Source organism: Clostridium sp. AN503, from assembly GCF_040719375.1.
Lineage (GTDB): Bacteria > Bacillota > Clostridia > Lachnospirales > Lachnospiraceae > Brotaphodocola.
The window spans coordinates 860798-879512 of the sequence record NZ_JBFDTP010000001.1 but is presented as its reverse complement, the minus strand read 5'-3'; the positions used below and the strand labels follow the sequence as shown (position 1 = coordinate 879512).

The following is an 18715-nucleotide window of genomic DNA, read 5'->3' as shown; positions in this document are numbered from 1 at the left end:
TCCTTTTCCTCCTCAGATTAGATGTTTCGCTGAAAGAAGTCCTGCCAGCGTTTTACATGTTTCTTTATCCGCACCGTCCAACATCATACCCACGCCTTTTAGCGGCGGTGTGAAGCTTTTATAGATATTTGTCGGTGAACCCTTTAGTCCGATCGTTGTCTTATCAATCAGCGGTTCGTCTGCAAGGCTTTCATAATCGAAGACAGTCAGGGGTTTCTGATATGCTTCATAGATATCCCTGGCATTCATCAGCCGCGGATTGTTCAGCTCTTTAATGCAGGTCAGAAGGCACGGAGCAGTCACGCGGATCGTCATATAACCATCCTCCAGCATCCGCTTCACGATCAGCGTGTTCCCCTCCTTCTGTATATCCGAAGCATAGGTTACCTGGGGAATCTGCAATTTCTCTGCGATCTGAGGTCCTACCTGAGCGGTATCTCCGTCAATGGCCTGCCGCCCGCAGATCACCAGGTCTTCTTTTCCCAGGCCCAACTTATGAATGGCTGCAGCAAGGATCTGGGAGGTGGCATAGGTATCTGATCCGCCAAATTCGCGTCCGGATACCAGCACTGCATCGTCGGCTCCCATTGCCAGGATTTCTCTCAGCATCTTTTCCGCAGGCGGCGGCCCCATGGAAATGACGGTGACCTGCGCGCCTTCCTTATCCTTTATCTCCAGTGCAGCTTCAACGGCATTCCTGTCATCCGGATTCAGGATCGTTGCCATAGAAGCGCGGTCTAAAGTCCCGTCCTCTCTTACAGCAACCCTGCCCGATGTATCCGGTACCTGTTTTACACAAACAATAATTCTCATGCTCACACACCTCCTGTCATTTTGCTTTCTTATCTTTCTTTTTCGGCGCCCTTGGAATCAGATTGTTTGCAATGACTACTTTCATGATCTCCGATGAGCCTTCGTATATCTCTGTGATCTTGATATCGCGGTACATGCGCTCTAAAGGATAATCGTGAACATAGCCGTAGCCTCCATGGATCTGCAGCGCATCATTTACAATCTCACGTCCGAAGCCGGTGGCGTAAAGCTTCGCCATAGCCGCTTCCTTGGAAAATGGTTTTCCCTGGCTTTCCAGCCATGCTGCGCGGTAAATCAGAAGCCTTGCCATGTCGAGCTTTCCGGCCATTTCGGCAAGATACCATTTGATTCCCTGGTTTGCATTGATTGGCTTTCCAAACTGCACCCTCTCTCCCGAATAGGAAAGCGCCTTTTCAAATGCCGCTGTTGCAACCCCAAGCGCCTGTGCACCTGTTCCAATCCTCGCTGCATCCAATGTGCCCAGCGCAAATTTCATCATTTTTCCGACTGCGCCTGGACCGCCTAACATCTGTTCTTTTGAAACTCTTACGTCCTCGTAGATCACCTCAGCCGTGGGGAGCGCGCGTATTCCCATCTTATTTTCAATTTTCCCGATGGTAAGACCCGGAGTACCACTTTCTACAATAAAACCGTTGAACCCCCTTTCACCTGCTTTTGCGTCTGCCTGGCATACTACCAGGTGATATTTTGCAATATTTCCTGCGGTGATAAAGCATTTAGCGCCGTTGATAATATAATCATCGCCGTCTTTGGTTGATGTGGTATGTACGCCTCCGGCATCTGATCCGGCATCTGGCTCTGTCATTTCAAAGGAACCGATATCACCCTGCTCCAGTACCGCCGTCACATATTTTTCCTTCTGCTCCTTTGTCCCGAACAGTTCCACAAAAGTTGGAAATCCATTTCCGAGCAGCGCATAGATCGCTCCATGAGTCAGGCTTGCTTTGGAAAGCTCCTCAATAACGATCATCTCTGCAACAGGATCTAACCCTGTTCCGCCATATTCTCTTGCATGATTGATTCTAAGAAGTCCGTACTGCTGCATCTTTTTCCATGTTTCCATAGGAAATTCATGACTCTCATCAATTGCAGCAGCCTCGGGCTCACAAAATTTTTCAGCAAATTCGCTTGCCATCCTGCGGACCATTTCCTGCTCTCTCGTCAGACTAAAATCCATATTCTGCCTCCTATTCTTGTTTACAGGCTTGCTGATTTCCTGTTTCTATGTTAGAATTTTATCATTCACAATTGTGTCATTGCAATGACTGGAAAACATTTCCAGGTTTTTGTTGTTTTTGTGAATTGATCAAAGTTTTCCTTTTGCTTCTGGGCTTATTTTTGTGTGATATTACCAAAATATTTTGTTTTATTTTTAACTATGTTAAATATGAACGACACAAAGTGTGTCATATAGTGTGTCATGTTTCGCCCCATTTGTGGTACCATGTATCCAGTTTCCAACGTTGTTGTCCTAAGGATTTCAAATGAGGAGGTTTCTATGAAAGCAAAGATTTTACCGGAATTTCAGGCTTATAGTCTGGCGGAAGCAAAGAGACGTTCTATTCAGCTCTATGCTTATACCAACCGCCTTGCCGCACTGCTTACAGGCTATCTTCCTGACCACACGCTCCTTGCCCTGTTTGACAGCAACGCCTGCCTGCTGAAGCTCTACGGTGCGCCTGAATCATTGTCCGCCCTGCAAAGCCAGTATGGCTTAAAGCGCATGACAGATTGGTCTGCGGATGCTATTGGGAAGAATCCGGTTTCAGAAGGGCTTGAAAAGGACCGGGTGTTTTCCTCAGCTGATATCCCTCTTTTACTTCCTTCTTTAAAGGGTTTATCTGTGTTTTTCTCCCCCTGTACGGCCAAAGGGGCAGAGCAGGATAGTGAAATCTATGCCATAGGCGGGATTGCCCTGATCACAGATTCCGCCCATCAGGAAGGCAATCTGCTCCTGACGGCCATTGCCGCATCCAATGATGTTTCTCTGCATCTTTTTATGGCGCAGTCTTTAAATAAGGCATGCTACTCCGAGGAGAACGGCATGATTACGATCGATATCAATATGGCAACAGGAAAAAAGTTTATTATTTACCATGATTCCAATATTTTTAATCTTTTTGACATTCCTGAGAAGGATATTTCTTTTTGTCCGGCGGAAAGTTTTTTTGATCCCCTTCCGTTCAATCAGGAGTTTTGGAGGATTATTTCTGAAAACCGGATGGTCAATAACCAGATGGTTGATATCAGTGTCCATGGACGGACAGAGACTTATCAGATTACCACAGATCCATATTGGAGAGAAGATTTGTCTATCCGCGGTATTCATATTTATGTTGTGTCACGCCGCAGCCTTCTCACACGTATCTCCAGAAATATCGGTTACAAGGCTGACACCACTTTTGAAAATATCGTCGGTCAGTCTCCGGCTCTGCTTAATACTGCGCGCAAAGCAAAGGCGATCGCGCGGACGGATAACAATGTGCTGATTATCGGAGAGACCGGGACCGGAAAAGATATATTGGCCCAATGCATCCACAATGCAGGCAGCCGGGCAAAGGGACCTTTTGTGGTGGTCAACTGCGCGGCCTATCCCGCTGAAATGCTTTCCCAGACTCTGTTTGGCAATCCGGATTCAGAAGATGATGATATGCTGGATGCGACAGGGCTTCTTGAGCTTGCCAACAATGGAACCATTCTCATTAATGATATTGAGGCCCTTCCTTTAAGCGTGCAGTCGGCGCTCCTGCAGTTTATCGAAACAAAAACCTACATTTTGAAGCATAAATTAATTACCGCCGATGTAAAGATCATCGCGGCCTCCAGTGCGGATCTGGTATCCTTAACTTTGGAAAAAAAATTCCGCCCAGACCTTTATTATTTGCTAAACACACTGCATCTGCGGATTCCGCCTCTTCGGGAGCGGTCTGCGGATATTCCCATTCTGGCTGAACATTTTGTATCACAGTTTCGGGAAAACAATGGCATAGAGCAGGAAATCTCTCTTTCTTCTTCCGCCAAGCGCCTGGTTTCCAGGCTTGCGTGGAATGGAAACGTGAGGGAATTGCGGAATACAATGGAGGGGATTATTCAGATCTATTCTCATATTGAAGAAATCACTCCCCATCAGATCATTGACTATATGGGGAGCTCCGGCACACTGCCCCACACCTATGAAAGCTATGAAAATTATCTGGAGCCGGGCACCCGACTTCTCACGAAAGAGATTATTGAAGACGCACTCAGCTCCTGCCGGTTTAATAAGACAGAAACAGCCAGAAGACTTGGGATCTCAAGAAAAACTTTATACCGCTATGTGGAGAAATTCGGGATCTCCCAATGATTTTTTGCGCTGCAATGTAAAAAAACAAAAACTCTTGACGTACCCGTGTTTTACGAATATAATAAATAATGGTCCGGCAAAGCGCCGGAGACCATGTTTCTGTAGCTCAGCAGGATAGAGCGTCCGCCTCCTAAGCGGAAGGCCAGCGGTTCGAATCCGCTCAGGAACGTTTTGAGAAATAGTCAAATCCTTGAAGATCAAGGGTTTGACTATTTTTTTTGACTGTGTAAAAATGTATAGCTGCTTTTTATTTTGCCGAGAGCAGCTTTAAGTGTCTATTGTGAGAACCGCCCTTTCAGGGTAATATAAATAAAACGACACAGCCGTCGTGAGATTTCTGTGACATTTTCCTGGTATTATAATTCAAATAGGGGGAGGAAATTTGTATGAGGATATTAGTGGTGGAGGATGACCGGCTTTTGAATCGTACGCTTTGTTACAACCTTTCTGCCGCAGGGTACAGGGCAGACTCTGCCATGACGAAAGCGGAGGCGGAACTGCTTTGCGGAAAGCAGGACTATGATCTGGCTGTGCTGGATGTAAACCTGCCGGATGGGGATGGATTTGATTTTTGCCGGGAGTTAAAGGAACGCCGTCCCGACACTGCGGTTATCTTTCTGACGGCCCGGGACATGGAGGGCGACATGCTCCGGGGCTTTGAGCTGGGGGCGGACGACTATGTGACAAAGCCATTTCCCATTAGCGTATTCCGTAAAAAAGTGGCAGCCCTGCTCTCACGGATGCAAAAACAGTCTGGGGGAGACTGTTTTGATGATGGAAATCTGCTGATCAACTTTACGGAGATGAGCGCCGTCCTGGCGGGACAGACGATTTCTTTTACGCCGTTGGAATACCGGCTGCTGAAGGTATTGACGAAAAACCCGCAGATCGTACTCACGAGGCAGGTGCTTCTGGAAAAGCTGTGGGATGCAGATGAGAATTATGTGGACGAACACGCCCTGACCTCGGCCATCAGCCGTATCCGGGGTAAGATCGAGGGTAACGGGTTTTCATACATCAAAACTGTGTATGGCATGGGCTATCTGTGGATCGGAGGGATGAACAAATGACCTTTCAAAAGCTCTCCGTCAATCAGATCTGTGCAGAAGCGGCCGCGGTCCTTTTGATGCTGTCTGCGGCATTTATTGCAGTGCTGTATCATCTGACAAGAAATATGGCGGCAGTCTGGTGTACCCTAGTGTTTCTCCTGATGGTTCTTTTGTGGGCCGTCTTTTTGATTGCAGCCCTGCGCAGGAAGCTGACCGGGTTCTCAGGCCGTCTGTGCACATTGATGGATGATATGACGGCGGGAAAGATGGAGCTGCCGGAGATGGAAGCGGAAGAAAGCCTGTTCTACAAAATCAATCACCGTCTGATCCGCCTGTATGAAATCATGGAGGAAAACCGGCACAGCGTTGCAGAAGAACGGGCCGAGCTGCAGGAGCTGATCTCCGATATTGCCCACCAGGTAAAAACGCCGATTGCCAATCTGAAGATGGTGAATGCCACCCTTTTAGAGGAGCCTGTCCCGGAGGAAAAGCAAAAGGAGTTTTTACAGGCGGTTGGGGGAGAGTTGGATAAGCTGGATTTCCTCATGCAGGCCATGATCAAGACCTCCCGGCTGGAGACGGGGGTCATTTCCCTGGAGAAAAAGGAGCAGCCTATCTATGATACGCTGGCGGCGGCGCTGGGCGGTATCCTGCTGAGTGCAGAGAAAAAGCGCATAGAGGTCCGGGTGGATTGTGGGGAAAAGCTGTGTGTATCCCATGACCGGAAGTGGACCGGTGAGGCGCTGTTCAATCTTTTGGACAACGCCGTAAAATACACGCCCTCTGGCGGCAGGATCTGCGTCTCAGTTGAGAAACAGGAAATGTACCTGAAAATAGATATTGCCGACACAGGAAAAGGGATTGCCGAGCAAAACCAGGGAGCCGTCTTTAAGCGGTTTTACCGGGAGGAAACGGTACGGGAGGTGGAGGGCATCGGGATCGGCCTGTATCTGGCCCGGGAGATCATCACCATGCAGGGAGGGTATATCCTCGTATTGTCCAGCCCGGGGCAGGGCTCCACTTTTTCCGTGTTCCTGCCATGCCGTGACATTTCTGCGAGGATTGCCCCTTATAATCATACCATCAACGAGAAAGGATGGCAGTTTCCATGAGCATCTTACAAGTGACCGACTTGAAAAAATATTACGGCACCGGGTCGAACGTCACCAAGGCGCTGGACGGCGTGACCCTCTCTATGGAACAGGGGGAGTTCGCTGCCATTGTGGGCACCTCCGGCAGCGGCAAATCTACGCTGCTGCATATGATGGGTGGCCTGGATGTCCCTACCTCTGGAAGCGTTGTGGTGAGGGGCAAGGAGCTGTCCCAGATGAAGGATGAGCAGCTGACCATCTTCCGCAGACGCAATATCGGTTTTGTTTTTCAAAATTATAACCTGGTTCCCGTACTGAATGTCTATGAAAATATCGTTCTGCCTGTAGAGCTGGACGGTGATCAGGCGGACCGGATGTATCTGGAGGAAATTGTGCATCTGCTGGCTCTGGAGGATAAGCTTGAGAGTATGCCGGGCCATCTTTCCGGCGGACAGCAGCAGCGTGTGGCCATTGCCCGGGCGCTCATTTCAAAGCCCGCCATTATCCTGGCCGATGAGCCGACCGGCAATCTGGACAGCCGGACAAGCAGCGACGTTTTAGGTCTGCTGAAAACCACCAGCCGGAAGTTTCACCAGACCCTTGTGATGATTACCCATAACAATGAAATTGCTCAGCTGGCCGACCGCATCATCCGGATTGAGGACGGAAAAATCGCAGGATAAGGAGGGTGGACCGATGAAGGATATCTTATTTGGCAATAACAACGACCCCGTCATCAAGCGGTTGTCTGCCCGTTATTTTCAGGCCGAAAAAAGCCGGAATATGATCGCAGTCGTCGCTACAATGCTGACTACGCTTCTGTTTACGGTCATTTTCACCCTGGGCTCCGGCCTCATGGACACCATGCAGGATCAGAATATCCGCAGGCAGGGCGGCGATGGCCAGGTAGTTTTGAACTTTATAAACGACCAGGTGTACGAGGACGTAAAGGACCACCCACTGATTGAGAAAATCGCCTATACCAAAGCGGTTTCCTACCGCCTCCGGTATCCCGGCATGGAAAAGTGGCGCTCTGAGCTGTGGTATATGGATGATACGGCGCTTCAGTTTGCCCGCTATTCGCCCACGACAGGGCGCAGGCCCCAGGCGGAAGATGAGATCATAGCGGATACCAGAACCCTGGAGACCCTGGGTGTACCGGCACAGGTGGGGCAGACGGTCCCGCTTTCATATGAGATCAAGGGCACGCAGTACACCACCGATTTTACCCTGTGCGGATTCTGGGAGACCGACACGTTAAGCGGCATCGGCCGTCTGATCGTATCCAAAGCCTTTGTGGACGCCAATGCTCAGAAGCTTGCCTATACCTACCCGGAGGACAACGACTATTCTGGAATCGTGGCGGCCTATGTGATGTTTGGCAAAGGCGGGGCGGTGGAGCCGAAGCTGCATCAGCTGCTTTCAGAAACCGGATATACCTGCGACACCATGGGCGCAAGCCCGACCGATGAGCAGTATGTGACCGCAAGGGTAAGCCCCGCCTACCAGAATGGCGGCTTACTGGAGAATCCGGAGCTGTTCCTGTCAGGCTTTGCCGGAGTTTTGCTGATTATGGTGACGGGGTATCTGATCATATACAATATTTTTCAGATTTCCGTCATCCAGGATATCCAGTCCTACGGACAGTTAAAGACCCTGGGAACCACCAGCCGTCAGATCAGACAGCTCATCAACCGGCAGGCCATGGGACTTTCGGTCATCGGTATCCCCATGGGCCTGCTGACCGGGTTCCTGATTGGCAAGGCGCTGATTCCCTTTTTAATGAACGGCACTGTTTACAGTGCGGACGCGGGCGTCAAGGCGTCTGCCAATCCCCTCATCTTTATAGGAGCGGCCGCTTTTGCCTTCCTGACGGTATGGATCAGCGTCCGGAGGCCTGCGAAAATCGCAGGCTCCGTCTCCCCCATCGAGGCAGTCCGTTACACGGAAAGCGACGCCGGGGCATTGCAAAGTAAGGCCGCTCCGACCAAAAAATCCACAGCCGGAGCGAAGATTTACCGCATGGCATTTTCTAATCTGGGAAGGAACCGGAAGCGCACTCTGTTGGTGATCCTTTCCATGACCCTGAGCCTGGTGCTGTGGGGTACGGTGTTCACCTTGTCCGGCGGTTTTGATATTGAAAAGTATGTAGAGAAGTTTGTGGGCAGGGATTTTGTCATCTCCACTGCCGATTACTTTCATTATAAGTTTGAGACCAGTGACATGGAGCTGACAACCTCCTTTGTAGAGGCGGTCAGGCAGCATGACGCTTTTGAAGACGGAGGAGGCCTGTACAGTACAAGGACGTTGGAGGAAGCATTCTCCGCAGAGACCGGAGCCGTATCAAATTATAACAGAGACGAAAAGGGCAACCCCTATGTCCAGTTTTTTGGCGCAGACGATTACCTGCTGGAATCGATGGAGGTGGTCGGGGGAACGCCTGACTGGGAGGCGCTGGATGGCGGGGGCTATGTACTCTATGGTCTGGCCTGTGACGACATGGGCAATGTGATCGATAATCCGGCCATCCAGCCTGGGGACACCATCCGGTTTCATCATGTGGCGAAGGACGGGCTGACCAGCACCATTGACGGTACCTTCGACCTGACGGTGATGGCAAAGGTACGGGTCAACGAAAACACGGATACGACCCGCAGCACCGGCGCCGCCCGTTTTTATCTGCCCACCGGACAGTTCCTGTCCCTTTGCGAGACCCCCCATATGGTCAGCTTCCCCTTTGATGTAAAAGATGGCAGGTCGGCGGAGATGGAGGCATTTTTAAACAGCTATGTGGAGGACGTGGAGCCTACCATGAATTATGATTCCAGGGAAACCTATATCCGCTCGTTCCATGACCTGACCTCCCTGATCGTCATCATCGGCGGTGCACTGAGCGTCATCATCGGTTTCATCGGAATCGCAAACTTTGTCAATTCGGTCCTGACCAGCATTGTCACCCGCCGCAGGGAGTTTGCCATGCTGCAGAGCATTGGCATGACTGGAAAACAATTAAAGAGAATGCTCGTCTGGGAAGGAGTATATTATGCTGCCGGTACTATCATCGCCTCGGCTGTGACCGGTACACTCTTTTCCGTTGTCGCCGTGCGGGCCATCGCCAGCAGGATCTGGTTTTTTACCTACCGGTTTATTTTCTGGCCGATGTTGGTCGTGTACCCGTTTTTGCTTCTGCTGACGATGGTTATTCCCGCCCTTTTGTACCGGGGGACCGCAAAGGCCAGTATTATGGAACGGCTGCGGCAGGGGTAAGTATCAATGGTCCCGGCATGACGTAGTGCAGGAAGGAGGAAGTAATCGGGATAATCAGAAGAAAACGTTAGTCAGGAAAACATTTAAGAAAGGAAAATACGAATATGATTACATCAATGACAAAGGCATTGGAAAAAGAACTGCTGTGGTCAGAGGAGGAACTTAACAAAAAGAGTAAAATGAAAAATGAGGGTGCTGGTCTTTTGATTCTGGGAATCGGGGTGCTGGCGATGGGCATTGCCAACCATTTTCTACTCCATATCATCTATGAGAGCGATGGGCTCTGGATGACAGTGACCGCAGGCTGTGTGCTTTCAGGCATTGTCCTGGCCGGATTCGGAGGGAAGCTGATAACAAAAACAGGCGCCTCCGTTGCAGAGATGACCGCCAAGGACAGCGGCTACAGCGTTGGAGAGATTCAGGAATTTTACAGAGAATGCCGCCAGCCGGATTCCCTGCTGTTGTCCCTGACATTGCGGCCAACAAAAGAAAAGGATTTTGACAAAGTCGGTTTTTTGACAAAGAACTGGCTGCGTCTGCCTGGCAGGCTTTTCCAGGGTGTTATGCGGATTGTGGATGTGGCGGTGATCTGGTATGAAGAATCAGCGCTTCCAGGCTATGACCCGGGCATTTTTGTTGTAAAGTCAGACGGGAATATGCTGTATGTGAAATGCATGGCTGATGTGGGCACGGAGATTGTTGAGACGCTCACCGGAAGAAACCCCGGAAGCATAACTGCACGGCATTTTAGGTTTGAGGGAAATGACTATGATGCTTTCCAGAATCCACAGAAGGCAGCGGAGCTTTACCGTGGACAGTACTAATACAGAATTCTTTGGGAATCGCTTGCCGGGCTGTTGAATAAAGCCTCTGACCAGAAAATGTTCTCACCTGTTGGCGCCGTATTGTTTGAATCAATGCTCTGTGGTATGATAATTGCGCAGATTGCTTTTGCAATGTAATGGGGATATAAAATATCCGTGTAAAAGAAGGGGAAGAGACATGACAAGAGAAGAGCTGTGCAGGATGGCGGATGAGCTTCGTGCGAATCCGCCGGCATCATTTATGTTTGAGGGGATCTATGATATGGACGGGTGTACAACGCTGCAGGAGTTCCAACTGGATCTGAACGGATTTGCGGATGTCCATTTCTATCTGATCAAAGCAAACGGGATCACAGATCCGGTCCCGTACGTAGTGAATATCCATGGAGGCGGCATGGTGAGGGAGCACGCCCTGCGGGATATCCTGTTCTCACGGCGGATGGCGTATGCCGTCGGCTGTGCGGTAGTCTCCATAGACTATCATCTTGCGCCGCAGTATCCCTATCCATACGCGCTGGAGGAGATCGAGGCGGTGATCCAGTATCTGCATGAACACGCGGCGGAGCTGGGGCTGCTGCCGGACCGGTATATGCTCTGCGGGCAGAGCTCCGGGGGAAACTGCGCCTTTGCCACCGCTCTGCGCCTGAAAGATTCGCCGCTCAGGCCGTTGGGTCAGGCGGTATGCTACAGCGTCCTTGACATGGCGACAGACCCGGACGACAAACCGGATGAATGCCGGCAGGAGCGGAGGGACCGGTATAAGTTTTACAATGCCTGCTATCTGGATCAGGCGGATCCGGAGAGGATTGATATTTCGCCTCTGCGGGCGGCTACGGAGGAGCTTGCGGGCTTGCCGCAGACGCTGATCATCGAATGTGGCCTGGACGAACTGCGCAGTGAAAACCTGCAGATGTTTTGCAGGCTTTGTGATGCAGGCGTGAAGGCTGCGGTGCATTATTATCCCCAAAGCGGCCATGGCTTTATCATCAACCAGCAGGGGGAGTGGGAGGAGGCCCAGCAACGCCTGTTTACGGAGATCCGTTTTGTCCTGGGGAACGTGTAAAATGACGGGTCCGCAGAAAGCTATGCCAAAGGCGCTTCAGCTTAAGCCATCCTCTCCGTGGATCTGGTTGAACGCGTCGATAAACGCGCGGACTGCAAAGGAGACATAGCGCTTTTTATTCAGGACGGCGTGAAAGTTCCGTACAGACAGCGGGGAGTCTATTTTAAAGTAGACCACATTCTGAGGGGAGGACTCCGATACCAGATAGGAGCTGATAAAGGTGGCTCCGATGCCGCTGCAGCAGAGCCGGTAAGCGGTCACAAGCTGGCTGGTCTCCAGGGCGATCACAGGGCTGATCCCGGCTTCCTCCAAAAAAGCAATGCTCCGCTCATACAGGTTGTTTTCTGTCGTCAGGAGAATGAACGGGATGTCGGAAAACAGGTTCAGGGATACATAAGGCCTCATCGGCATCACCGGGGTGTTTAAGAGCACATCGTCCCGGGACAGCGCGTAGGGCAGCGCTTCAATGGACACAAAATGCCGGGGGACGGCTAAAAGGACCCGGTCGCGGAAGGCAAAACAGGAGGTAAACTTATCCTTATCCATGTCTCCGCAGTTGTAGGTGAGATCGATAACCCCATCTTCCAGGGAATCCAAAAGTCGATTTGACGGATTTTCGATGATTTTTAAGGAAACATTGGGGTGTTTTTGTGTAAAATAGCCAATGACGGGCGGTAAAATGTAGGAATTGATATACTGGGTCCCGCCGATGGCAAGAGAACCTGTATTCACGGACATCAGATCATTGATCTCACAGGAGAGATCCTTTTCGATGGTATCGATCCGCTCGATCGCTTCAATATACTTTTTTCCGGCCTCTGTCAGGGCCAGGGACTTGTGATTGCGGTAAAATATGGGCGTTCCCAGGGCCTGTTCCACCTTCTGCACGCTGATACTGAGTGCGGGCTGGGTGATAAAGAGCTTCTCTGCAGCTTTGGAGAAGCTTTTTAATTTGTAAATTTCGTAGATATATCTCATTTCATTGGTCATATTCGCGGTACCATCCCAAAAGTAATATAAATTAAATTTATAGTGAAATTAATTCTATAAATTTGATTATATAGCACAGAGAAAATATAATCAAGAAAAAGTAAGGAGGATTGGCTGCATGAATATGCAAGTGAATGCGCTGGTCATGAATGCCTCAGATAATGTGGCGGTCTGCACGGAGCCGGTAAAACAGGGCGGGACTGTCTGTTACAGGCGTAAGGACGCAGTGGAGGAGCTGACGGCTGGTGAGGACATCCCTGTATGGCATAAGGTGGCGCTGACGGATCTGGAAGAGGGCGCTTCCGTCATAAAGTATGGGGAGGCGATCGGTGTGACGGCCTGCCGGATACCGGCTGGCGGGTGGATATCCCACACCAATCTGATCGGGCTGCCAAGAAATTATGACGATGAGATTTGCGAATAAAAATAAGGAGAAACAACATGGTGTTTCAGGGTTACCGTCGTCCGGACGGAAAGGTAGGGATAAGGAATCATGTGCTGATCCTGCCCACCTGCGCATGTGCCAGTGAGAGCTGCAGGCTGGCAGCGGCGCAGGTTAAAGGAGCGGTCAACGTGATCATTAACACAGGCTGTTCAGACGTTGCAGCCAACACAGAGATGACGCAGAGGGTCCTCAGGGGCTTTGCCTGTAACGGAAATATTTACGGAATTGTTATCATTGGGCTTGGATGCGAGACCGTACCCCACAGAGAGTTAAAAGCAGAGCTTGAAAAGATGACCAGTAAACCAGTCGTTTCCTTTGGGATCCAGGAAGTGGGGGGAACGGTAAAGACGGTGGCGGAGGCGGTAAAAGCCGCCAGGGCGATGGTGGAGAAAGCTTCCATGCAGCAGAAGGAGGCCTGTGATATCTCAGAGCTTTTGATGGGGATTGAGTGCGGGGGATCTGACGCCACCTCGGGGATCGCGTCGAATCCGGCCGTGGGAGAGCTTAGCGACCTGCTGATCGATGCAGGCGCGTCCACGATGATGAGCGAGACGATCGAGTTTATCGGAGCGGAACACGTCCTGGCAAAGCGGGGTGAGACCAGAGAGATCCATAATCAGATCATACAGATCTGTAAGGATTATGAGGCCCATTTGGCTGCGGTGGGACAGGACTGCAGGGCAGGGCAGCCGACGCCGGGCAATAAGACAGGAGGCCTTTCCACGCTGGAGGAGAAGAGCCTTGGCTGCATCCGGAAAGGCGGGAGCCGACCGGTCGTAGAGGTGCTTCAGGAGGCGGAGATGCCCACAAAGAAAGGTGCGGTTATCATGGATACGCCGGGATATGATATCTCATCGGTGACGTCCATGGTGGCAGGCGGATGCCAGGTGGTCATCTTTACCACAGGCAGAGGGACGCCCACGGGAAATGCTATCGCGCCGGTCATCAAGGTATGCGGCAACCCCCAGACCTGCCAGGTCATGGCGGACAATATCGACGAGGATGTCAGCGCCATAATTACGGAAGGTGAAACGCCGGAGGACGCGGGGGCGCGGCTGCTTAAAAGTCTTTTGGAGGTGTGCAGCGGGAAGATGACAAAGGCGGAGATCTTTGGTTTTTCAGATATTGCCGTGGATCATATCTGCCGTTTTATTTAAATCTTTCATTTAAACCGGGAACCGGGAGGAACGTATCATGAACGTTATATTTACATCATGCCGGAGCGTTACGCTGGAGTTGGAAAACAGGCAGATATACCAAACGGAAGAGCCTTTTCAGATTCTTTTAAACGGCAGGCAGGTTGAGGCGGGGCAGTGCAGAAATGTATTTTCGCTGTATGGCCTGGAGCCGGATACGGAATATGTGGTTGAGGCGGCAGGCCAGCAGGTGGAGTTTCGCACCGACATGGAAACACTCACCCTGAATGTCCGGGATTTTTATGCAAAAGGGGATGGGGAGTCGGACGATACCGGAGCGATCCAGGCGGCGATCTTAAGCTGCCCGCCAGGCGGCAGGGTCCTGATCCCTGAAGGGGACTACCGGATAAAACCCATATTTTTAAAGAGCCATATCCAGATTGAGCTTCAGGAGGGCGCGACACTTCTGGGGGAGACCGACCGCCATCAATACCCGATCCTTCCCGGCAGGCTGCCGATGAATGATGGGGAAACCGAATATTATCTGGGGACCTGGGAGGGAAAAGCGGAATCTGCATTTGCAGGATTGATCACCGGGATTGGCGTGGAGCATGTGAAGCTGTACGGCAGAGGGGTCATTGACGGACAAGCTGATAAAAGCGACTGGTGGGTCAATGACCGGGTGATGCGGGTGGCATGGAGGCCAAGGGGGATCTTCCTCAATGGCTGCAGGAATATCGGGCTGCAGGGCTGACCTGCCGGAATACAGCTTCCTGGAACCAGCACCCGTTCTTCTGCCAGGATGTGGTGTATGCGGATATGAAGCTGCAGAATCCAAAAGAGAACCCGAATACAGATGGGATCGACCCGGAGTCCTGTAAACGGGTGTCGATCATAGGATGCGAGTTTTCCGTGGGGGATGATTGTATCGCCATTAAATCCGGAAAATTTGAGATGGGTGAGAAGCGGAAAACGCCCTGTGAGGAGGTTGTGATCCGCAACTGCCTGATGCAGTATGGTCATGGCGCTGTCACACTGGGCAGCGAACTGAGCGCAGGACTGAAGGATATAACCGTAACACAATGCCGGTTTGAAAAGACGGACCGCGGCTTACGGATCAAGACCCAGCGGGGGCGCGGCCGGCGGGCAGCCGTGGACAATGTGGTGTTTGACAATATTGAGATGGTAAATGTGAAAGCCCCGCTGGTAGTGAACATGTTTTATAAGGCGCGGAACAATGAGCCGGACCAGGAATATATGTACAATCACAGTATGCTTCCCATAGATGAGCGAACCCCCTGCTTTGGATCGTTCCTGTTTAAGAATATCCGGGCAACGGAGGTGGAGTGGGCGGCAGGCGCTTTCTGGGGGCTGCCGGAGCAGCCGGTTGAAGAGATCCGCATGGAGAACGTTCAATTTCACATGAGAGAACAGGCTGAACCGGGGACGGCAGTTATGACCCTGGATCCGCCGCAATATTGTAAGTCCGGTCTGCATTTTTACTGGGTAAAAAAGGTTTCCTTAAAGCAGGTTACCGTGACAGGTGCAGACACAGAGCCTTATATATTGGAGCATGTGGAGGAGATGGATGTTGAGTAGGTTAGTATTTGTAGACCGCGAAAAGCTGGAAAAACACGGGTTTGAGGAGGAATGGATCAAGTGGCTGGAATACCGGATCGGGCAGAGAGGGATCGATATGCACAGCCTGCGCATCGACTGTGGGGAGGAACTTCTGTATGAGGCGTTTAGCTGGCCTTACTATAAAGACCATCTCCAACGGGCCTATTCCATTTCAAAGAGCTTTGTATCGGTGGCGATTGGGATACTGGAGGACCGGGGGATGCTTGCGCTGGAGGATAAGATACTGGACTGGTTTCCGGAATACCGGCCCCGGGGGGTGTCGGAGTGGATCTCGGAAATGACCATCAGCCACATGCTGTCCATGAAAACCTGCTACTCGTCTACGACGTATAAGCGGAGCTGTGATAATAACTGGGTCAGGTCCTTTTTTACAAGCGTGCCGGAGCATCCGCCGGGTACGATATTCTGTTATGATACGTCCGGATACCACACGCTGGCGGCGCTGGTGGAAAAGCTGACACAGAAAAAGCTTCTGGATTTTCTGCGGGAGGAATGCCTGGATCAGATCGGGTTCAGCAAAGAAGCGTATTTCCTTGCAGACGAGCAGGGCGTGTCCATGGGCGGAAGCGGGCTGCTCTGCAGCCTGAAGGATATATCGCTGTTTGGCCGCCTGATCATGAATTATGGAAATTGGGACGGCAGGCAGCTGCTGCCGGAGCCGTATATGCGAAAGGCGCTGCAGGTCAATTCCTTTACCGGCAGCAGCCGGGATTCCTGCCTGCAGAAGCAGGGTTATGGCTATGGTTTCTGGTGTCTGCCGGGGACCGGGTTTTTCAGCTTTGGAAAAGGGAGCCAGATCATCCTCTGTCTGCCGCAGCAGAACCTGGTGGTGTCAGGATTTGGAGACACCATTGGGGATCCGGGGGCAATGGAGAACCTGCTGGAGGATCTTCTGTTCCTGTTTTTGAGAAAGGGCAGGCTGTCGGTGGAAGGCCAGGAGGTTTCCGGTATTCAGACGCTGCTGCCGGGAGGCATTCCCGGTACTACCTGCCCGGAAGGTAAGTACGGATGTGTGGACTCGTTTTTTAAAACATTTGAGATAGACCGAAATGAGCACCGGATCCGCATAGAAACAGCCGCTGGGGACCGGGAGATCCGGTGGCGGGAGAATGGATTTTATGAAGGGGATTTTCCTGTTACGGGGTCGAGATATCTGGCAGTAGGGGCCAGCCAGCCTGGAGGCGAGTATTATGTCCGGGTGAAATATCTGACGCCGGAGCCGGCATCCATGGAGATGGAATTCGCGCCGATCGGGGACCGCAGCCTGGTGATCCGGATGAAGAATACCGGGGAACTGCTGCACCGGGAATACACGGGCGATTATGTATGCTGGAAGGAAACTTAATTTAAGTAGCATAAAACTTTATAATACAAGGAGAAAGAGAAAATGAAAAAGAAGCTTATTTCACTGTTCCTGTGTGGGACCTTAGCTGCATCTGTACTGACGGGCTGCGGAGGCGGCGGTAAATCTGCGCCAACAGCCGGAGGAGAGACGGAAACCACGGCGTCGATCCTGGAAACGGCGGAGAATGTCAATGCGGAACTGGAGACTGGAAAAGAGGATGTAACGTATAAGGATTCTATTGTTATTGCAACCACCAACGACCTGCCGTCCAATGCGCCTTACGGGAGCAACAATACGCAGACGGCCATGCTGACCAACTCCACCTTTAACCGCCTGGTAAAAATAAACAGTGAAAATGAGATCTTGCCGGATCTGGCAACCTCCTGGTCGGGTAATGAGGACAGCACTGTATGGACGTTCCAGTTGAGAGACGATGTAAAGTTTCAGAACGGCAAGCCTCTGACGGCGGAGGATGTGGTGTTTACATTCGAGTATGCAGCATCCACTACCAATGAAGGGATCACGTTCCCGATCAACGGGACCGAACATATTGACAGCATGGAAACGCCGGATGATCATACGGTAGTGTTCAACCTGACGGATACCTGCGCAGACTGGCCTTACTATGCGGCACAGAAGATCATGTCCAAAGCCACGATTGAGGAGGAAGGGATCGAAGCAGGCGGCGCCATCGGTACCGGTCCGTTTAAGTTCGTATCCTATGAGCCGGGCGTTCAGTGGGTAATGGAGCGCAACGAAGATTATTTCGGGGACGTGCCGCTCACCAGACAGATCACATTTACCGTGATCACGGACGACAATGCAAGAGCGCTTTCTATTGAGTCCGGGGACGTGGACGTTGTGTTTGATCCCAACCCGGCGGATATTGTGAAGTTCCTCAACAACCCGGATTATAATGTATATCAGAACACAAGCCTTTCCAATATATTTCTGGGCATCAACTGCGCCAGGGAGGGAGGCAGCCTGGAGATCCGCCGCGCGTTAGCCATGGCGATCAGCCGTGACGACCTGGAGGCGGCCTGCTATGAGGACGGACAGTTGGGAACGGCGTCCTTCAACTATGTAAACACCGCTTCCCCGCTGCACGCAGAGGTTGAGGCAATCCCGTATGACCCGGAGGGGGCGGTTGAGATCTTAAAGGGGCTTGGCTATGATGAGAACAACAAGCTTCCGCTTCGCCTCTGTGCGGCAGGAAAATTCATCCCTCTTGCAGAGATCATCCAGGCAAACCTGGCGGCAGTGAATATCGATCTGACCGTATCCGAGTTTTCACAGGCGGGCTTCAGCGCGTCCCTGCGTGAGGATGGAAAGTATGATATGTATTTGCAGCAGTCTTCTTCCCAGGGTTCCATCTTAAATATTGTACAGCGCTTCTTCAGCACCGGAGGTCAGTCTAATGTTATGAACTACAGCAATCCGGAACTGGATGCCATGATGGATGAGGCGACCAGGAGCAAGAACCTGGATGAGATGGCGGAGCGCTATGCCGAGATCCAGCAGGTACTGGCAGATGAAGTGCCGGCGATCCCGCTGATCGAGCAGTACTTATGGTGTATCGGTACAAAGGGCTTTTATGGGATCGATCTGAACAACCAGTACTATTACGTTGACTTTACAAACTGTGTAGTGGTAGAAGAATAATCAGGACAACCGGGCTGCCGCAGGA

Annotated in this window: 16 protein-coding genes and 1 tRNA gene; 14 read left to right on the top strand and 3 right to left on the bottom strand. The window is 51.3% G+C overall.

Translation table 11 applies throughout. The features are described from left to right. Positions 1 to 12: 12 nt before the first annotated feature. Entirely contained in the window at positions 13 to 813 is an 801-nt protein-coding gene (gene acrB / locus AB1I67_RS03955; protein WP_367028527.1) for an acryloyl-CoA reductase electron transfer subunit gamma, read from the bottom strand. A gap of 16 nt (positions 814 to 829) precedes the next feature. Then, positions 830 to 2011 carry an acyl-CoA dehydrogenase family protein gene (locus tag AB1I67_RS03950; protein WP_367028526.1) on the bottom strand — a complete coding sequence of 394 codons (1182 nt, stop codon included), beginning with the start codon at positions 2009 to 2011 and terminating at the stop codon, positions 830 to 832. 321 nt (positions 2012 to 2332) lie between these two features. On the opposite strand from AB1I67_RS03950, the gene AB1I67_RS03945 reads away from it, so the two are divergent. The 8 genes from AB1I67_RS03945 (at position 2333) to AB1I67_RS03910 (ending at position 11471) form a co-directional block, all read left to right on the top strand. Next, complete coding sequence (locus AB1I67_RS03945; protein WP_367028525.1) at positions 2333 to 4177, top strand: sigma 54-interacting transcriptional regulator; 1845 nt, start codon at positions 2333 to 2335, stop codon at positions 4175 to 4177. Positions 4178 to 4272: 95 nt separating this feature from the next. After that, a tRNA-Arg gene (locus AB1I67_RS03940) sits at positions 4273 to 4346 on the top strand. Between the two features lie 217 nt (positions 4347 to 4563). Next, on the top strand, positions 4564 to 5247 hold the full coding sequence (locus AB1I67_RS03935) for a response regulator transcription factor (protein ID WP_367028524.1): 684 nt from the start codon (positions 4564 to 4566) through the stop codon (positions 5245 to 5247). Then, positions 5244 to 6338, top strand: a complete 1095-nt coding sequence (locus tag AB1I67_RS03930) for a HAMP domain-containing sensor histidine kinase (RefSeq protein ID WP_367028523.1) — start codon at positions 5244 to 5246, stop codon at positions 6336 to 6338. The genes AB1I67_RS03935 and AB1I67_RS03930 overlap by 4 nt, the downstream gene beginning before the upstream one ends. Further along, on the top strand, positions 6335 to 7000 hold the full coding sequence (locus tag AB1I67_RS03925) for an ABC transporter ATP-binding protein (RefSeq protein WP_367028522.1): 666 nt from the start codon (positions 6335 to 6337) through the stop codon (positions 6998 to 7000). Before AB1I67_RS03930 ends, AB1I67_RS03925 begins: the two co-directional genes overlap by 4 nt. Before the next feature lie 13 nt (positions 7001 to 7013). Continuing rightward, on the top strand, positions 7014 to 9584 hold the full coding sequence (locus AB1I67_RS03920; RefSeq protein WP_367028521.1) for an FtsX-like permease family protein: 2571 nt from the start codon (positions 7014 to 7016) through the stop codon (positions 9582 to 9584). A 104-nt stretch (positions 9585 to 9688) separates the two neighbouring features. Beyond that, the gene (locus tag AB1I67_RS03915) at positions 9689 to 10408 is read left to right on the top strand and encodes a hypothetical protein (protein ID WP_367028520.1); all 720 of its coding nucleotides are present in this window, start codon (positions 9689 to 9691) and stop codon (positions 10406 to 10408) included. Between the two features lie 178 nt (positions 10409 to 10586). Beyond that, the gene (locus AB1I67_RS03910) at positions 10587 to 11471 is read left to right on the top strand and encodes an alpha/beta hydrolase (RefSeq protein WP_367028519.1); all 885 of its coding nucleotides are present in this window, start codon (positions 10587 to 10589) and stop codon (positions 11469 to 11471) included. A 36-nt stretch (positions 11472 to 11507) separates the two neighbouring features. Here AB1I67_RS03910 and AB1I67_RS03905 read toward each other — a convergent pair whose 3' ends face one another. Continuing rightward, positions 11508 to 12461: a LysR family transcriptional regulator gene (locus AB1I67_RS03905; protein WP_367028518.1), complete on the bottom strand. Its 954-nt coding sequence runs from the start codon at positions 12459 to 12461 to the stop codon at positions 11508 to 11510. Positions 12462 to 12579: 118 nt separating this feature from the next. Between AB1I67_RS03905 and AB1I67_RS03900 the strand changes: the two genes are divergently transcribed. The 6 genes from AB1I67_RS03900 to AB1I67_RS03875 are packed head-to-tail and all read left to right on the top strand — an operon-like array spanning position 12580 to position 18690. Continuing rightward, positions 12580 to 12885, top strand: a complete 306-nt coding sequence (locus AB1I67_RS03900; RefSeq protein ID WP_367028517.1) for a UxaA family hydrolase — start codon at positions 12580 to 12582, stop codon at positions 12883 to 12885. A gap of 17 nt (positions 12886 to 12902) precedes the next feature. After that, entirely contained in the window at positions 12903 to 14063 is a 1161-nt protein-coding gene (locus AB1I67_RS03895; RefSeq protein WP_367028516.1) for a UxaA family hydrolase, read from the top strand. Between the two features lie 37 nt (positions 14064 to 14100). Next, complete coding sequence (locus AB1I67_RS03890) at positions 14101 to 14796, top strand: glycosyl hydrolase family 28-related protein (protein WP_367028515.1); 696 nt, start codon at positions 14101 to 14103, stop codon at positions 14794 to 14796. Further along, positions 14739 to 15641 carry a glycosyl hydrolase family 28 protein gene (locus AB1I67_RS03885; protein ID WP_367028514.1) on the top strand — a complete coding sequence of 301 codons (903 nt, stop codon included), beginning with the start codon at positions 14739 to 14741 and terminating at the stop codon, positions 15639 to 15641. The genes AB1I67_RS03890 and AB1I67_RS03885 overlap by 58 nt, the downstream gene beginning before the upstream one ends. Then, on the top strand, positions 15631 to 17028 hold the full coding sequence (locus AB1I67_RS03880; protein ID WP_367028513.1) for a serine hydrolase: 1398 nt from the start codon (positions 15631 to 15633) through the stop codon (positions 17026 to 17028). The genes AB1I67_RS03885 and AB1I67_RS03880 overlap by 11 nt, the downstream gene beginning before the upstream one ends. A gap of 42 nt (positions 17029 to 17070) precedes the next feature. Continuing rightward, positions 17071 to 18690, top strand: coding sequence for an ABC transporter substrate-binding protein (locus AB1I67_RS03875; RefSeq protein WP_367028512.1), 1620 nt, complete (start codon positions 17071 to 17073; stop codon positions 18688 to 18690). Positions 18691 to 18715: the final 25 nt, after the last annotated feature.

Bases quoted from the DNA above. Each gene is read 5' to 3' on its own strand.
- acrB (WP_367028527.1), bottom strand. From the start codon at position 813: ATGAGAATTATTGTTTGTGTAAAACAGGTACCGGATACATCGGGCAGG.
- AB1I67_RS03950 (WP_367028526.1), bottom strand. From the start codon at position 2,011: ATGGATTTTAGTCTGACGAGAGAGCAGGAAATGGTCCGCAGGATGGCA.
- AB1I67_RS03945 (WP_367028525.1), top strand. From the start codon at position 2,333: ATGAAAGCAAAGATTTTACCGGAATTTCAGGCTTATAGTCTGGCGGAA.
- AB1I67_RS03935 (WP_367028524.1), top strand. From the start codon at position 4,564: ATGAGGATATTAGTGGTGGAGGATGACCGGCTTTTGAATCGTACGCTT.
- AB1I67_RS03930 (WP_367028523.1), top strand. From the start codon at position 5,244: ATGACCTTTCAAAAGCTCTCCGTCAATCAGATCTGTGCAGAAGCGGCC.
- AB1I67_RS03925 (WP_367028522.1), top strand. From the start codon at position 6,335: ATGAGCATCTTACAAGTGACCGACTTGAAAAAATATTACGGCACCGGG.
- AB1I67_RS03920 (WP_367028521.1), top strand. From the start codon at position 7,014: ATGAAGGATATCTTATTTGGCAATAACAACGACCCCGTCATCAAGCGG.
- AB1I67_RS03915 (WP_367028520.1), top strand. From the start codon at position 9,689: ATGATTACATCAATGACAAAGGCATTGGAAAAAGAACTGCTGTGGTCA.
- AB1I67_RS03910 (WP_367028519.1), top strand. From the start codon at position 10,587: ATGACAAGAGAAGAGCTGTGCAGGATGGCGGATGAGCTTCGTGCGAAT.
- AB1I67_RS03905 (WP_367028518.1), bottom strand. From the start codon at position 12,461: ATGACCAATGAAATGAGATATATCTACGAAATTTACAAATTAAAAAGC.
- AB1I67_RS03900 (WP_367028517.1), top strand. From the start codon at position 12,580: ATGAATATGCAAGTGAATGCGCTGGTCATGAATGCCTCAGATAATGTG.
- AB1I67_RS03895 (WP_367028516.1), top strand. From the start codon at position 12,903: ATGGTGTTTCAGGGTTACCGTCGTCCGGACGGAAAGGTAGGGATAAGG.
- AB1I67_RS03890 (WP_367028515.1), top strand. From the start codon at position 14,101: ATGAACGTTATATTTACATCATGCCGGAGCGTTACGCTGGAGTTGGAA.
- AB1I67_RS03885 (WP_367028514.1), top strand. From the start codon at position 14,739: ATGGAGGCCAAGGGGGATCTTCCTCAATGGCTGCAGGAATATCGGGCT.
- AB1I67_RS03880 (WP_367028513.1), top strand. From the start codon at position 15,631: ATGTTGAGTAGGTTAGTATTTGTAGACCGCGAAAAGCTGGAAAAACAC.
- AB1I67_RS03875 (WP_367028512.1), top strand. From the start codon at position 17,071: ATGAAAAAGAAGCTTATTTCACTGTTCCTGTGTGGGACCTTAGCTGCA.